The sequence below is a fragment of the Novosphingobium sp. PhB55 genome (assembly GCF_004368805.1).
Classification (GTDB): domain Bacteria; phylum Pseudomonadota; class Alphaproteobacteria; order Sphingomonadales; family Sphingomonadaceae; genus Novosphingobium.
The window spans coordinates 493,593-509,196 of sequence record NZ_SODQ01000003.1 but is presented as its reverse complement, the minus strand read 5'-3'; the positions used below and the strand labels follow the sequence as shown (position 1 = coordinate 509,196).

At 65.8% G+C, this 15,604-nt stretch carries 13 protein-coding genes; 4 read left to right on the top strand and 9 right to left on the bottom strand.

The window, feature by feature from the left end:
- Positions 1-100 precede the first annotated feature (100 nt).
- From flhA to EDF57_RS09905, 6 genes are all read right to left on the bottom strand, one after another.
- Positions 101-2,200, bottom strand: a complete 2,100-nt coding sequence (gene flhA / locus EDF57_RS09930; RefSeq protein ID WP_132268663.1) for a flagellar biosynthesis protein FlhA — start codon at positions 2,198-2,200, stop codon at positions 101-103.
- 23 nt (positions 2,201-2,223) lie between these two features.
- On the bottom strand, positions 2,224-2,664 hold the full coding sequence (locus EDF57_RS26205) for a helix-turn-helix domain-containing protein (RefSeq protein WP_134094049.1): 441 nt from the start codon (positions 2,662-2,664) through the stop codon (positions 2,224-2,226).
- Positions 2,664-3,029, bottom strand: coding sequence for a flagellar motor switch protein FliN (fliN, locus tag EDF57_RS09920; protein WP_207913050.1), 366 nt, complete (start codon positions 3,027-3,029; stop codon positions 2,664-2,666). The genes EDF57_RS26205 and fliN overlap by 1 nt, the downstream gene beginning before the upstream one ends.
- 11 nt (positions 3,030-3,040) lie before the next feature.
- Positions 3,041-4,597: a flagellar basal-body MS-ring/collar protein FliF gene (gene fliF, locus EDF57_RS09915; protein ID WP_207913063.1), complete on the bottom strand. Its 1,557-nt coding sequence runs from the start codon at positions 4,595-4,597 to the stop codon at positions 3,041-3,043.
- A 380-nt stretch (positions 4,598-4,977) separates the two neighbouring features.
- Positions 4,978-5,766, bottom strand: a complete 789-nt coding sequence (locus EDF57_RS09910; RefSeq protein WP_243840985.1) for a FliH/SctL family protein — start codon at positions 5,764-5,766, stop codon at positions 4,978-4,980.
- A gap of 121 nt (positions 5,767-5,887) precedes the next feature.
- Positions 5,888-6,922 (bottom strand): flagellar motor switch protein FliG, encoded by a 1,035-nt coding sequence (locus EDF57_RS09905; protein WP_132268655.1) that lies wholly within the window; start codon positions 6,920-6,922, stop codon positions 5,888-5,890.
- 99 nt (positions 6,923-7,021) lie between these two features.
- Here EDF57_RS09905 and EDF57_RS09900 point away from each other — a divergent pair, with 99 nt between their 5' ends.
- From EDF57_RS09900 to EDF57_RS09885, 4 genes are all read left to right on the top strand, one after another.
- Entirely contained in the window at positions 7,022-9,727 is a 2,706-nt protein-coding gene (locus tag EDF57_RS09900) for an SBBP repeat-containing protein (RefSeq protein WP_134094048.1), read from the top strand.
- Positions 9,728-9,738: 11 nt separating this feature from the next.
- Positions 9,739-10,161 carry a flagellar biosynthesis protein FlgB gene (locus EDF57_RS09895; RefSeq protein WP_132268651.1) on the top strand — a complete coding sequence of 141 codons (423 nt, stop codon included), beginning with the start codon at positions 9,739-9,741 and terminating at the stop codon, positions 10,159-10,161.
- Positions 10,162-10,842: 681 nt separating this feature from the next.
- Positions 10,843-11,946 (top strand): XRE family transcriptional regulator, encoded by a 1,104-nt coding sequence (locus EDF57_RS09890; protein ID WP_243840984.1) that lies wholly within the window; start codon positions 10,843-10,845, stop codon positions 11,944-11,946.
- A gap of 280 nt (positions 11,947-12,226) precedes the next feature.
- Positions 12,227-13,456 carry a bifunctional diguanylate cyclase/phosphodiesterase gene (locus EDF57_RS09885; protein ID WP_166675226.1) on the top strand — a complete coding sequence of 410 codons (1,230 nt, stop codon included), beginning with the start codon at positions 12,227-12,229 and terminating at the stop codon, positions 13,454-13,456.
- A 297-nt stretch (positions 13,457-13,753) separates the two neighbouring features.
- Here the strand turns inward: EDF57_RS09885 and EDF57_RS09880 are convergent, their stop codons facing one another.
- From EDF57_RS09880 to EDF57_RS09870, 3 genes are read right to left on the bottom strand one after another with little or no spacing between them, the layout of a single operon-like run.
- Positions 13,754-14,176 carry a flagellar biosynthesis protein FlgN gene (locus EDF57_RS09880; RefSeq protein WP_132268648.1) on the bottom strand — a complete coding sequence of 141 codons (423 nt, stop codon included), beginning with the start codon at positions 14,174-14,176 and terminating at the stop codon, positions 13,754-13,756.
- Positions 14,166-14,465, bottom strand: a complete 300-nt coding sequence (locus EDF57_RS09875) for a rod-binding protein (protein ID WP_134094046.1) — start codon at positions 14,463-14,465, stop codon at positions 14,166-14,168. The genes EDF57_RS09880 and EDF57_RS09875 overlap by 11 nt, the downstream gene beginning before the upstream one ends.
- A 2-nt stretch (positions 14,466-14,467) precedes the next feature.
- Entirely contained in the window at positions 14,468-15,559 is a 1,092-nt protein-coding gene (locus EDF57_RS09870; protein ID WP_243840993.1) for a flagellar basal body P-ring protein FlgI, read from the bottom strand.
- Between the last annotated feature and the right edge of the window lie 45 nt (positions 15,560-15,604).

The window sequence follows — 15,604 nt, the reverse complement described above, 5'->3', positions numbered from 1 at the left end:
CGTCTCCCGGCCGACGATCCGCGGCCAACACTTCATCATAGAGGGATTGCAGCCTGCCCGGTCGTGCGATCCTATATTCAGGCCCCTGGCACGGGACCGCTCAACCGACCGTGCCGAGGCTGCGCAGCCGCGCGCGCGGATGGATCTCGTTCTGCGAGAGCACGACGGTCGCCGGGCGCACGCGCTCGATGATCGAGCGCACGAAGGGCCGCAGCGGCGGACTGGTCAGCAGGCAGGGGATTTCGCCCTGCCCGGCCAGCCGGTCGTAAGTGTCGCGGACCGAGGCGATGAACGCCTGGAGCTGCGAAGGCGCCATGGCCAGGTGGCGGTCGTCGCCGAGGCCGACGATGGCCTCGCCGAACGCCTCGTCCCATTCGCCGCCAAGCGTGACGATGGGGATCGCGCCGTCGAAGGTCTGCTGCGCCGAAATCTGGCGGGCCAGGCGCGCGCGGACATGTTCGGTCACTTGCGTCAGGTTGCCGGTCATCGCCGTCGCCTCGGCCACGCCTTCGAGGATCGTGGGCACGTCGCGGATCGAGATGCCTTCGGCCAGCAGGTTCTGCAGCACGCGCTGCACGCCGGAGATGGAGATCTTGCTGGGGATCAGGTCCGCGATCAGCTTCTCGGTGTCCTTGTGGACTTCGTTCAGCAGCTTCTGCGTCTCGGTATAGGAGAGCAGGTCGGCGATGTTGTCCTTGACGATCTCGGTCAGGTGCGTCGTCACCACGGTGCCGCAGTCCACCACGGTCAGCCCGCGGAAACCGGCTTCCTGGCGCATGTCGCGGTCGATCCAGAGCGCCGGCAACTGGAACACCGGCTCCTTGGTGGGCTCGCCGCGAATGCCGATGTCCTGCCCGGCGGCGTTGATCACCAGCAACTTGCCGATGCGCAGTTCGCCGCGCGCGATCTCGGTTTCCTTGACGAATACGATATATTCGTTCGGCTGAAGCGCCATATTGTCGAGAATGCGGACCGAAGGCAGCACGAAGCCGTAATCGATCGCCATCTGCCGGCGCAGCGCGCGGACCTGGTCGTCGAGGCGCGGCTCGGCCTGGGAATCGTTGATCAGCGGCAGCAGCCCGTAGCCGAGTTCGATGCGCAGCGCGTCGATGGCCAGCGTGCGCGAGATCGGTTCCTCGGCCTGCGCTTCCATCTGCTGCTGCTGCGCCATCGCCTCCTGCATGCGCTCCTGCGCGGCGCTGGCCTGCGCCTTGCGCGACATCGACCAGGCCATCCACCCGCACATGCCGCCCATCGCGGCAAAGGGAATGAACGGCAGGCCCGGCATCAGCGCCAGAACCGTCATCAGCACGCCGACGATGCCGAAGGCCTTGGGATAGCGGCCGAGCTGGTCGCCCAGCGCGGCGCCGGTCTTGCCGACCACGCCGCCCTTGGAAACGAGCAGGCCCGCCGCCGTGGAGACGATCAGCGCCGGGATCTGGCTGACGAGGCCGTCGCCCACCGTGAGGATGGTGTATGTGGTGAAAGCCTCGCCGAACGGCACGCCGTGGATGGCAACGCCGATGATGAGGCCGACGACGATGTTGATCGCCGTGATCAGCAGGCCGGCAACGGCATCGCCCTTCACGAACTTCGAGGCACCGTCCATCGCACCGTAGAAGCCGCTCTCGGCCTCGATCTCGGCGCGGCGCTCACGCGCCTGGCTCTCGGTGATGGTGCCGGCGTTGAGATCGGCGTCGATCGCCATCTGCTTGCCGGGCATGGCATCGAGGCTGAAGCGCGCCGCCACTTCGGCAATGCGGCCCGCGCCCTTGGTGATGACCACGAAGTTGATGACGATCAGGATCGCGAAGATGGTGAGGCCGATGACGGTCTCGCCGCCCATCAGGAACTCGCCGAAGGCCGCGATCACGCCGCCCGCCGCATGATGCCCCTCGTGCCCGTGACCGAGGATCAGGCGGGTCGAGGCCAGGTTGAGGCCCAGGCGCAGCATCGTCACGATCAGCAGGATCGTCGGGAAGCTCGACAGTTGCAGCGGCTTCTCGATGAACAGCGCCGTCATCAGGATCAGCACCGAGGCGGTGATCGACAGGGCCAGGCCCATGTCGAGCATCCAGCCGGGCATCGGCAGGATCAGCATGCCGATAATAGCGCTGACCCCCAGCGCCAGCGCGAGATCGCGGCTGGGGCCGAGGCGGGCCAGGAACTGGTCCAGCCTTGCAGAGACGAGTGCGTTCATCGCTTCACCGGGCTTTCAGGAGGTCAATGACGGATCAGGCCGGGCGGCACCGCGACACCGTCGGACAGGAACGTGCGCAGCTTGTTGCGCATGGTCCGGACCGAAATGCCCAGCATCGAGGCGGCGGAAGTGCGATTTCCCCGGCAATGTTCCAGGGTCTTGAGGATCAGCTCGCGCTCGACATCGGCGATGTTCTGCCCGACCAGCTCGGAGACGGCCATGGCCACGGGCTGGTTCGCCCGCTCGCCGCGCAGCCGCGAGAGCACGTCCTGCAGGTTCACCGCGATGTCCACGACCACGAGATCGTCCTTGGCGCGCTGCCAGTCCTCCAGCACGGTGGAGCTGGCGGTGCCCACGGCGATGCTGGCGGGCGAACCGCGCACCATCTCCACCGCCAGGCCCATCGCGTTGCCGAGGTCGCCGACCAGCATCAGCCGGGTCGGATCGTGTTCGGAGTAAGGCATCATGCCTCCTGCCGGACGATTTCGGTGAGCGTGATGCCCAGCGTGCTGTCGATCAACACGACTTCGCCGCGCGCGATCAGGCGGTTGTTGACGAAGATGTCCACCGGCTCGCCGACGCGGCGGTCCAGTTCCACCACCATGCCGGGCTTCAGGCGCAGCAGGTCGCCGATGTCCATCCGCGACCGGCCCAGGACGGCCTGGACCTTGACCGGCACGTCGAACACGGCCTGCAGGTCGTCGGGCGTGGGCGGCGTGGTGGGGCGAGGAGACCAGGCGGCTGCGGCATCCTCGCTCGCTTCGCCGTTCGGGTTTTCGTCGGACAGGTGAGCAGGCGCCAGCTGGCGCGGCTCGAGCTCGTCGCTCATGGTCATACCTTTCAACTGTTCATCCACTGACGGATTACGGATGCGGATTCTCCGGGACTGGCCGAGATGGCGTCACCGATGCGGCGCAGGGCGGAGAGCTTGATGCGCCCGTCCACTTGCGCCAGGGCAATTTCCTGGTCGAGCATCTCGCCTTCGTTGGCGCGCATTTCGTCGAGCTGGCGGATGGCCTCCTCGTCGCCGGCCGCGGCCCGCTCGTTGAGGGCCATCATTTCGGCATCCTCGGCGGTCAGGCGGCGCTCCACCACGCCTTCGACCAGCGGCGGCTCGGCCAGCTTGGGCTTGAGCATGCGGATGGCGAAGAGGATGATGCCGCCCACGATCAGGATCTTCAGCACGTCGAAGATGCGGTCCATGGTCAGGCCGAAAGGCAGGCCGCCTTCGGCGCCGTCGAGATCGGTCGGCGCGTTGAAGGCCATGTTCTCGACCACCACGCTGTCGCCGCGGTCGGCATCGAAGCCTACGGCATTCTCGACCAGCCGCTGCAGGCGCTGGACCTGCGGCGCGGGAAGGCCCTGCGGCCCACCGTCCACCATGACCGCCACGGTCAGGCGCTTGACCTGGCCGGGAGTGCGGACCGCGACCTTCTGGGTGCGGCTGTTCTGGTAGGTGGTGTCTTCCGAGGTCTCGTTCTGCGCCGAGCGGCGGGCGTCGCCGCCATTGCCGTTGACGTTGCCCTGGTTGTCGGGAAGCTGCGAGCCGACCGTCACGCCCTCGGCTCCGGCGGAATTCTCGTCGCTCTGGTTGTTCGATTCCACGGTGACCGTGTGGGCCACGACCTGGGTATCGGGATCGAAGACTTCCGATTCCTCGCGCACCTGGTCGCGTTCGAGCACGGCGGCCACTTCGGCGCGCACTTTGCCCTGGCCCACGATCGGTTCGATCATCGCCTCGATCTCGGTGCGCAGGCGCGCTTCGACGGCGTTCTGGCGGTCTTCGAGATTGCCCGCACCGGCGTCGCCGCCCTCGCCCGCCCGCGCCAGCAGCGCGCCGGTCTGGTCGACGATGGAAACCGCCTCGGGATTGAGATCGGGAACGGCCGAGGAGACGAGGTAGCGGATCGCCTGGACCTGCTCGCTGGAAAGGCGCCCGTTGGTCTTCACCGTCACCGCGGCGCTGGCCTTGCGCGGTTCGGTCTCGAACATCGCGTGGTCCGGCATGACGACATGGACGCGGGCCTTGCTGACCTTTTCGAGGCTCTCGATCGAGCGGACCAGTTCGCCTTCGATGGCGCGGGTCTCGTTCAGCTTCGCGCGCGAGGAAGAGATGCCGAAAGGCTCCTCCGCATCGAGCACTTCGTAGCCGATCTTGCCGCCAAGCTGCTCGGAGGCCATCGACATGCGAAGCTCCGCCAGCTTGTCGACCGGGGCCATGACCGCAGAGCCGTCAGCGGAGAGCTGGAAGGGCACGTTCTGGCCCTTGAGCTTCTCGCTGATCGACTGGGCCGCCGAAGGATCGAGATCGGTATAGAGATAGCCCATCTCAGTCGCAGGACTGCGAAACGCCATCCATCCGAGCCCGGCCAGCAGGGCAAGGGCCACGCCGCCCATCAGCAGGGCACGGCGGGGACCGACCTGCTCGATAAAGTTCCGCAACGGGTTCAAAAGTCGCCTCTTACGTCAGCGGCGTCACCCCCTGGTGTCGCCCCTGACATTATAGGATAAACGCTAGGCAACTCTTGCCGGGAACAGGAAAAGTTTATGCAGGAATTTCCGGGCCGGTAGTCGAACCTGGACACGGCCCCGTGCAGATGCCGGACGGGCTGGGGAGTCAGGGGCGCAACCGGCGCGCCGCCGTCAGCGAGGCCGCAGTCCCGCTGGCCATTGCCACGCTGTCTGCGCCCCGTTCTTTTCGGTGGAAGCGGCTCCCGGCCGATCGGGAACGTGACGGTCTGCGGCGCGCCGGAAAGCCGGCCAAGCGCCGGACCGGCTCACGCCGAGACGGCGTCGCTTTCGGGTTCCTGCCCCAGAACACCGGCGAGTTCGGCCATGACCGCGGCCCGGCGCGAGGCCGCGTCGATGTTCAGGCCGCCTTCGGCCCAGCCGATATGGGCATCGCCGGAAGGGAGCGTGTCGTCGTCGACCACGACGATGGAGATCGCCCGCCGCTCGCGCGCGCGGCGTTCCTCGACAAGGCGCTCGATATCTTCACGCATGGCCGGATTCGCGCGGATCGACAGCGCGGTATCGCGGGAAACCTGATCGAGCGCGCGGGTCAGCGCTTCGTCGATGGCGCGCGCGGGCTCGGCGGCAATGGCATGTCCGGCCAGCAGTTCGGCGGCCTGGAGCGCAATCGCCCCGGCCTCGGCAATGACCTGATCCATCACTGCATCGAAACGGCTCTCGACATCGTCGATCGAGGCATGAAGCGCATCGGTGGCGGCCAGCATGGCTTCCGCCCGCTCGCCCCGCGCCTGCTCCAGGCCCGCCTCGAAGCCATCGACCCGCGCCCGCGCCAGCTCGGCGACGTGGTCCTCGTGCAGGCGCTCTATACGGGCCTGGAGTTCCTCGACGTGCTCGCGCAGTTCATCGTGTCGTCGTTCGTCGACCTGCTCACTGGACGGAAAACGAAATATCCTGTCGAAACCGAATGGCTGAATGGTCATGGGATCCTCCATCATCGCCGCACCCTCGGAATTCGGACGACCTTCCGGTCGCGCATCGCGGACATGGTCCCGCGAGGCATGAAACAGTTCGAAATCGTTCGGCCGATACGCCATTGGCTTCCCCAAATGGCAAGCTCGCGACACAAGCCGCGAGCGCACCGGATACCGGAATCTTCCCTGCTCGTTCCGTACGTTAACCCGGACGAGCAGGATATCAAACAGGTCATCGCACCGATCAATAGATCATGGCGTCGTCGCTCTTGGGATCGACGAGCATGATCTCGCCCCGATCCCCAAGCGACTTGGCAAGACGCACCAGAGCCGTCTGCGCTTCCTCGCACTCGCGCGCGCGCACCGGACCCATGGCCGACATGTCGTCGCGCATCAGCTTGGCGGCACGTTCGGTCATGGCGCCGAAGAACAGCTTCTTCATCTCGTCCGGCGCACCCTTGAGCGCCAGCGCCAGTTCGCGCTTGTTGCAATTGCGCACGATCGTCTGGATCGCCCCCGGCAGCAGATTGCCGAGATCCTCGAAGGTGAACATGAGCGCGCGGATACGTTCGGCCGATTCCGGCGCCTTCTCGTCCAGCGCGCCCAGCATGGCCTCTTCGGTCGAGCGGTCCAGCGCGTTGAACAGTTCCGCCATGGTCTCGTGCGGATCGCGGCGCTGGGCGCGCGACAGGTTGGTCATGAACTCGCTCTTGAGCGTCTGCTCCACCTGGACGATCACGTCCTTCTGCACGGTATCCATCCGCAGCATGCGCATGACCACGTCGGTCGCGAAATCGCGCGGCAGTTCGGACAGCACGCGCGCGGCATGGTCCGGGCGCAGCTTGTGCAGGATCACCGCGACGGTCTGCGGATATTCGTTCTTGAGGTAACCCGCGAGCACGGCCTCGCTGACGTTGGACAGCTTGTCCCACATCGTGCGGCCGGAAGGACCGCGGATGTCCTCCATGATCTCCTTCACGCGGTCCGCCGAGAGAATGCCTTCCAGCAGCCTTTCGGTGGTCTCGTAGGAGCCATGCAGCGTCGCCATGCTCGCCACTTCGCCCGAGAACTGGACGAGCAGGTGCTCGACGACGACTGCGGGCACCCGGCCGAGCTGGGCGATCGTGGAAGACAGCTCCTTGATTTCCTCGGTGGTCAGCTGTTCCCAGATCGGACCGCCATGGTCGCGTCCAAGGGCCAGCATCAACGCGGCAGCGCGCTGAATTCCCGAGTATTTCTTGAGCTCCGGCGGCTCAGCCACCGCGGCCATCATCGTCACTTCGATACCCCCGAAAAATTGCTCAATTCCGCACGGTTTGGGCGCTGTTCCTTCTATTTATAGGAGGAAGGCTTGCGCAACCGCCCGATGGAGACAGAATTGACGATAAATATAAACAACGGGTTGATCGGACTGTCGGTTCTGGGTGGCACCAGTGCCTATTCCGCCCTGTCGTCCTCCCTCGCCGCCCTGGACAGCGCTGCCGTTCTCAAGGCCAAGAAGGCCTTCACCCTCGCCACGCCGGAAACGACACCGCCCTGGCAGGAAGCCGCCGATACCCGCCCGGTCAGCGCCCAGATCGTCGCGCTCAAGCGGATGCTGTCGCTGGTGGACACCACCAAGGACAGCTCGCTGGGCGATCTGCCGGATGTCCAGACCGCCTTCACCACCTACAAGGCGCTCGACCGGCTCCGCATCCTGGCCGAAAGCGCCGCCAAGGCCACGACCTCGTCCACGGAACGCGCCTCGCTCCAGAAGACGTTCGCGCAAGGGCTGCTGGACCTTCAGTCCTTCCTGGGTTCGGCCGACACCGATCTCGTCTCGCTCTATTTCGGATCGAAGACCAGCAACGCCACTTCCGTCGCGATCAAGTCCACGAACTCCAGCGGCGCGGTCATCGGTGAAGGCGTATCGGCCACGCGCAATGCGGCCATCTCCGGCATGACCGGCAGCGAAGTGCTGCAGATCAAGCTGACCAAGGGCAGCACCACCGAGACCGTCAACGTCGACCTTTCGGCAACGACACAGCCGCCCACGCTCGATTCTGTCGCAGCCGCGCTCAATGCCGCCATCGGCAGCAGCCAGGCACTGGACACCAGCGGCAATCCCGCGGTCGATGCCAATGGCGACCCGATCAGCAAGTGGAAGTCGAACTTCACCGTCGAAAAGAACGACGGCAAATGGGGGCTCGTCTTCAATCCGGCGGGCAGCGAGAAAGTCGCCATCGACCAGGTTGGCGGCGGCGACGCACTGATGGTGGCCAGCGGCGAGACCGCGAAGGATGCCGCCACCGCTGCGCGCGTGTACCGGGTGGAAGACCTGGACGATTCCCTGTCCTGGCAGCGCCTGAGCAAGCTCAACGCGGTAGACGGCACCGCCACGGCAGACGCCAAGGCGAACGCATCCTCCACTGACGACGAGGACAAGGACTATACGGTCGCCGCGGCCACCCAGGCCAAGGCGATCGCGACGGATTCCGAGGGCTTCAGCTATGTCGTCGGCACCACGGCCGGCGATGTCGGCACGCGCATCTCGGACGGCTCCGACGATCTCTTCCTCACCAAGGTAGACAGCGAGGGCAATGTCGTATGGCAGCGCAGCCTGGGCGCCGCGGGCAGCGCGCAGGGCGCCGCCGTCAGCATTGCCGCCAATGGCGACATCGTGGTCGCCGGCACGGTCGACGGTGCCTACAACGGCGGCGACGACAGCCAGACCGACATGCTGGTCGCGCGCTACAACATCAAGGGCGACCAGCTTTCCGCCACCGTCATCCGGCAGGTCGGTAACGAAACCGCAAGCGCCGTGACCGTGGGCGACGATGGCAGCATCTATGTCGCGGGCAAATCATCGACGGGCGGCGGCGATGCGTTCATCGCCAAGCTCGATGCGACCGGCAAACTTCAGGAACGCCGCGCGATCGACAGCGGCGGCCTCGATTCCGTCACCTCGCTCGCCATCGACAACGACGGCAACCTCCTTGCCCTGACCAGCGAAAGCGGCGTGGCCACGATCCATCGGATCGACTCTACCTCGCTCTCCACCGATCTCGGCTCGATCACGCTCGGCAAGGTTTCCGCACGCGCCATCGCCGTGTCCGACAGCGGCGAGATTGCCGTCGTCGGCACCACGAGTTCGGCGGTAAGCGGCACGCAGGTCAACAGCATCAGTGGCGGACAGGACGCGTTCGTCACCCGCATCGATGCCGCCCTGTCCTCGGCCAGCACGACGTATATCGGCACGTCGGCCACCGACCAGGCCGACAGCGTCACGTATCTGAACGGCACGCTCTATGTCGGCGGCCGCACGGCGGGAGACCTGTCGGGAACGAAGTCCGGCACTGTCGACGGCTTCGTCGCGCGGATCGATGCTTCCACCGGCGCGATCGAGAAGATTTCGCAGTGGGGCATGTATACCTCGACCACGGAGCCGGTGAAGATCTCCGCCGTGGCGGGCGGCTCCACGGTGCTGGGCGCGCTGGGCCTCAACCGCGGCACATTGAACGAGCAGGAATCGACCACCCTTTCCTCGCAAACCAACCTGCAGGCGGGCGACAAGTTCACGATCCGCGTCGATGGCGGGGCCACGCGCACCATCACCATCGGCAAGGACGAGACGATGGTCTCGCTGGCGCAGAAAATCCAGAAGATCACCGGCACCAAGGCCACCATCACCACCCCGCGCGTCAACGGCCAGACGACGCTCAAGATCCAGGTGAAGTCCGGCTACCAGGTCGAACTCGGTTCCGGTCCGGACAACAAGGATGCCCTGTCCAAACTGGGCATAGACCCTGTACGCCTGGTCGCTTCCAAGGCACCCGATGCCGATGCGCCCAAGGTCACGCCCGGCGGCACTTACAGCCTGGGCCTCGCCACGACCCTGTCGGTGAAGGATGCCAAGACGGCTGCAGTCGCGCTGGCCCAGATCAAGTCGGCCCTCTCCATGACCCAGACCGCCTATCGCTCGCTCTATTGGGACTCGTCGAAGGCGACCCTGGTGGACGGCGCGATTACCGGCGGCGGCACGGTCTACCAGCAGAAACAGCTCGCCAACTACCAGGCCGCCTTGTCGCGGCTTACCGGTTCCTGAGGTAAACCTTCATGTCTTCTCTTCCTCCTATTTTCGATGGCATGGGCCAGGCCATGAAATACATGGCCGAGCACCAGCGTGTGATCGCCGAGAACATCGCCAACAACGAGACGCCCGGGTTCAAGGCGCGGACCGTGGATGCGCCGGACTTCTCCTCGCTCGTCTCGCAATATGGCGTAGCGGGTACGCCCCGCGTCTCCCGGCCGAAAGTGGAGCTGTCCAGCGGCATGGCCGCGCTCGGCGCCCGCCCGCCCCTGGCCGGCAGCCATGTCGTGCTGGACGGCGACACAACCGAAACCAAGCCGGACGGCAACAATGTCACGCTGGAAGACCAGTTGCTTACCCTGGGGCAGGTCCAGGCCGACTTTGCGGCCATGACCAATCTCTACCGCAAGCAGATGGGCCTCATGAAAACGGCCCTCGGCCGCGGCTAAACCGCTTCGGGAGAGGATGTCCGGGGCGCGGTACCTCACAGAGGGCCGCGCCCTGTAAAAGGACGATCCGACAGGCGTGAAATCCGGCGTGCGATACCTCGAAAGGGGTAGGCCGCCCTCTGCAGGCGAATCGCCGATCAGGCGGGTTCGTTCAGCCTGCCTTCAATCTACCCCTGCCTTATCCTAAAAAATCGACGAAGCGATTCTGATAGGAGGGAACTGGATAAGCCGCAGCACGTTCAAAAGCGAAACTATTTGTATTTCAGCTTTTTAACTCTGCCTTTGCGGGACGAGGACGCCTCCTGGACAAGCGACACTTGATAGGAAAGTTTTTCCTGCAACGAAGCTGAAATTTCCGGGAAACACCACAAGACTAGCCATTATGGTGCAAAATAGGAAGGCAACTGGTGGAAGTTATTGCCGGTCACGACAATCCGACCCACTTTGGTACGATATACATAATGGATTATTGACCAAGTGGGCGTTCCGTGGAACAAATTCCTCATTCATAGCCAGATAAGAGCTTCAATGACCCAAAAACCGCTTGGATCGCAGAAGCGGACTGGGAAGGCGCTTGCCACGGCGCCGACCGCAATCGAGATCGATGCATATCGAACACTCGTCTTTCCGAACCGCATCCGGAAATTTCGCAAGCAGCTGAATATTGGATCGCTGCTAGAGTTGTCGGAGAAGCTTCCGACGATCACCTATATTCGCCTTTCGAAGATCGAGAGGGGAGAGATCTTTGCGCGTGCCGGAGAGCTGCGTGATATCGCGGCCGCCCTCGGCATCGATGCCGGCGAACTCCTGATCGACATCGACGATCCGGATTTCGACATCTCGGCCTGGGCGGATCCGCTCCATGGCAGCGACCGTGTCGATCCCGCTGCCGAGCGTTTCGCCGTGCTGCTGGCGGCGGCCCTGCGCACACGCCGCGCGGCGGACGATGCCCTGACGATCGCCGCTCTCGAACACGAATATGGGATCGCTCCGGTTATCCTGTCGCGTATCGAGAATGCCCTGAAGCCTTTCGATCGCTGGAACGAGGAAGTCCGTGCTTCCCTGCGCAGGCTGTTCGCGGCTGCGGACGACGGCGAACTGATCGCCATCGTCACCGAGGCGCATCAGCGCGGAGACCTGGACCCGGTGCTGCCGCTCGTGGCGAACCCGGAACTGCGGATCGCCAAGTCCCGCGGTCGCATCGCCGCCCTGCGCGACGAACTGCACGGCCCGTCTCGCGCGCAAGGCATCGCACGCGCCGTGCCGCATCCGCTGCTGGATCGTCCGCCGCTCGATCGTCCTTCCCTGGGCCGCGCCATGAGCGAGCGCCCCATGCTGGAACGCGGTGCCGGCAGGCGCCGCGCTGCGGAAGCCCTGGCGGAAGATGCCGGCGGCGATACCATGGTGGCGGAGCACCCCTCCGTTCGCCTCGTGCCCGTCTTCGGCAGCCCCCTGGCCGATGGACTGATCGCCCTCACGCCGGCCGGTGCCCAGGTCGAAGCGCCGCGCAATGCCGGGCCGCGCGCCTATGGCCTGCGCCTGGGCCGGGCCACGCTCGGTGCAGGGCTTCCCGGACGCTCGGTCCTGATCGTCGATCCCGACCGCTTCCCCTCTGCCGGCGGCCTTGCCGTGGTGACGGAAACCGAAGGGCTGCGCGTCCTCTCGGTCACGCTCGACCGTCATGGACGGATGCTCGGCTACAGCGAGAACCCCGATCTCGAAGTCGCCATAGACGAGCTGGATCCGGCCAATCTGGCCACGGTCCTGGCGGCCGTGTTCGAATAGTAACAGCAATTGACATGAGGCCGGGCCCATAGTCCCGACCGGCCCCATATAATGGTATGTGTCAGACCCCCCGGAAGGCACGATGCGCATACCTAAACTGTTCAAGCCGAATGGAAAGCGGCCCCCGCCGCGATCCACGGCCGACCCGGCGGGCTTCTCCGCCGCGCGCGTTCCGCCGCTGACACTGGTCTCGCACGCCCTCGCCCGCCTCCGGGCGCCCGATGGAGCCCGTCCTCCCGACGGCAGCGCTCTCTCTGAAAGCGCGCCTTTCACACGGGCCATGCCACCGCGGGCCGTCTCGCTGCTGATGGTCAATCTCGACCGTTTCAAGCTCATCAACGATCTCTGCGGCCCTGCTACCGGCGACTTCCTGATCGACATCGTTCACGAGCGCTGCCGCCGCGTCCTGCGCCGCTCGCATGTCATCCATCTCGGTGCCGACGAATTCGCCTGCTTCCTGCCCGAAGATCGGCCCGGCGCGGCATCAGGCATCACCGCATCCGAGATCCCTGCCGAGCGCCTCGCCGCGCAGTTGCTGGAAGCGATCGGCGAACCGGTCAGCCTCGGCCGCCACATGGTACACCTGACCGCCTCCATCGGCATCGCCACGGACCACGCGGGAACAATCCCCGCGGAGGAACTGCTGCGCGGCGCCTCGATCGCCCTCACTCATGCCAAGGATGCAGGCGGCGATTGCGCCCGGCGCTTTTCACCCGAGATGTTCGCCAGCCTGGCCGAGCGGGCCTCGCTGGAAGAGGACTTGCGCGGCGGCCTGCTGCGCGGCGAACTCGTGCCCTATTACCAGCCCATCGTCGCGCTCGCCTCGCGCCGGGTGGTCCGCTTCGAGGCCCTGGTGCGATGGCGACATCCGCAGCGCGGCCTGCTTGCCCCGGACAGCTTCCTGCCGATCGCCGAGGACGTGGGCCTCAACGATGACCTGCTTTATGCGATGTTCCGCCAGTCCTGCCGCGATGCGCACGAGTGGGGCGGCGGCACCGGCCTCGCGCTCAATATGTCGCCATGGCAGGTCTGCGAACCGCACATCGCCTCACGGCTGCTGCGGATCGTCTTCGCAAGCGGACTCAGGCCCGACAGGCTGACGGTGGAGATCACCGAGAATGCAGTGATGCACGACGTCGCCGCTGCCCAGGCCACCGTTGCCGCCTTGCGCGAGGCGGGCATCAAGGTGGCGCTCGACGACTTCGGCTCGGGCTATGCCAGCCTCAGCCGCATGTGCAAGATCCCGCTGGACATGATCAAGATCGACCGCACGCTCGTCCAGTCGCTCGACAGCGATGCCGGGCGCAAGCTGGTGAAAGTGGTCGTGGATCTCGGCCAGAGCCTTGCCATGCCCGTGACGGCCGAAGGGATCGAAACCGAGCAGCAGGCACGCTATCTCGCCGATCTGGGCTGCACGTTCGGCCAGGGCTACCTGTTCGGCCGCCCGGCACCGGCCGACGAGACCGCCGCCCTCCTGGCGGGGGGCCTGACGGTTCCGCTGGCCTGTTGATCGGCGCGCATCGCCGCCCGTGATGTCGCACGGGGCGGGTCCGAATTCCGCATGAGAGGCGTTTGGCCGGGATTGCCAGGGGGCGTCCCGTTGGAACGCAATGGAAGCGCGTGAAGGGTCGTGCGCTTTCTGGACCGTCGGAGCCATGCCCCGGAACTTCCATCCCGCGAAGGCCGCGTGCCGCAGCTTCCGCGCGGCCGGAAGGCAGCCGTGCGTGCCGGTGCTGGCACAAGGTCTAGCCCTGACTCCAGGAAAAGCCCGGCGAGAGACCGCTGGTCCCCCGCCGGGCCTTGCCGGTCAGTATTCGCTGTTGAACGAGATGGGCGTGGTCAGGTCGAGGCGCGCGATGTCGCCTTTGGAACCATAGGTATAAGTGCGGTTGCCAGAGAGACGCTTGGCCTCGTTGGCGATGGCGCCCATCATTTCCATCGAGAGTTCGATCTGGCGCTCCAGCAGGGCCGAGTTCACCAGCGAGGCCGCGCGCAGTTCGCCCAGGGCTTCGGCCAGGCGCTCGCGCGTCTCGTCGTCCATCTGCTCGGTCCATTCCGGGTCGAGCCGGTTGCGCCGCGCCAGGACTTCTTCCAGCGACCCCACCAGCCGCGTCTTCGCCGCCGCCAGTTCGGCCAGTTCGAGCGCGCGCTCGCGGCCTTCGAGACGCTCGGTCTCCTCGCGCATGACCATCGAGAGCGAGGTCATGATCTCGATCAGCTCATTGGGCATGGCCATTGCCTCCCTGCAAACGGATGATCTGCGCTTCCACGGCCGAGGCGATGCCCAGGCCCTTGCCCTTGGCGATCTGGGTGCCGATCTGCTCGGCCAGGACGCCGCGGAACATTTCCTCGCCGTGGCCGCCGTTGAAATCCTCGCCCTGCTCGACGGTCTCCAGCATGATCTTGGTGATCTGCCCTGCGAAGACGCCTTCGAAATCGCGCGCCACTTTGGCGGGGCTGCGATCCGGCGTCTGGACCGCGGGACGGGAAGGAAGCGAAGCAAGAATCGGATCTGCCATCTTTACTGTACCGCTATTTCGGCCTGCAGCGCGCCCGCCGTGCGCAGCGCCTGCAGGATGGTGATGAGGTCGCGCGGGCTGACGCCCAGGGCATTGAGCCCGGCAACCAGGGTCTGGAGCGAAGTGCCGCCGTTCAGCACCGCCAGCGAGGCGCCGCTGCCGTCGTCCGCCTGGACGTTGGTGCGCGGCACCACGGTGGTCTGGCCGCTGGAGAACGGCGCGGGCTGCGAGACGATCGGCGTCTCGGTGACGCTGATGGTCAGCCCGCCCTGCGCGATGGCAACGGGGCTGACGCGCACGTCCGCGCCCATGACCACGGTGCCGGCGGCTTCGTTGATGACGATGCGCGCGGGCTGGTCCACTTGTACCGGCAGGTTCTCGACACGGGTGATGAGATCGATCACCGAGCCGCCGGCCGGGTTGATCTCCACGGTGCCGGGGTCGAGCACCTGGGCCGCGCCGGGCGCCTCGCGATTGATGGTCGCGGCGATCTGGCGGGCGGTGGTGAAATCGGGATTCTTCAGCGCCAGTTTCAGCGTCTGGGCGGAGCGCAAGTCATAGGGAACCTCGCGCTCGATGATGGCGCCGCCGGCGATGCGCGCGGTGGTCATCACGCCGCGGCTGAGCTTGGCCGCCGCGCCCTGCGCCTTGAAGCCGGATACCGCGACGGGGCCCTGCGCCACGGCGTAGATCTCGCCATCGAGCGCGCGGAGCGAGGAAACCAGCAGGATGCCGCCCTGCAGGCTGGTGGAATCGCCGAGCGCGGAGACCTGCACGTCGATGGTGGAACCCGCGCGGGCGAAGGCCGGCATGGTCGCGGTCACCGTCACGGCGGCCACGTTCTGCGTCAGCATCTGCGTGCCGCGAATGTTCACGCCCATGCGCTCCAGCATGGCCTGCAAGGTCTCTTCGGTGAAGGGAACGTTGCGGATGCGGTCGCCGGTGCCCTGGAGGCCGACGACGAGACCGTAGCCGACCAACTGGTTCGACCGCACGTTCTCGACATCGACGATGTCCTTGATGCGCGGCTGGGGCCCGGCGAAAGCCGCCGTGGGCGCCAGCGCCGAAGCAAGTGCCACCAGGCCTGCCATCATGGCGAGACGCGGACCTTGCATCCTCGATTTGAAAGGCTTGGGCAT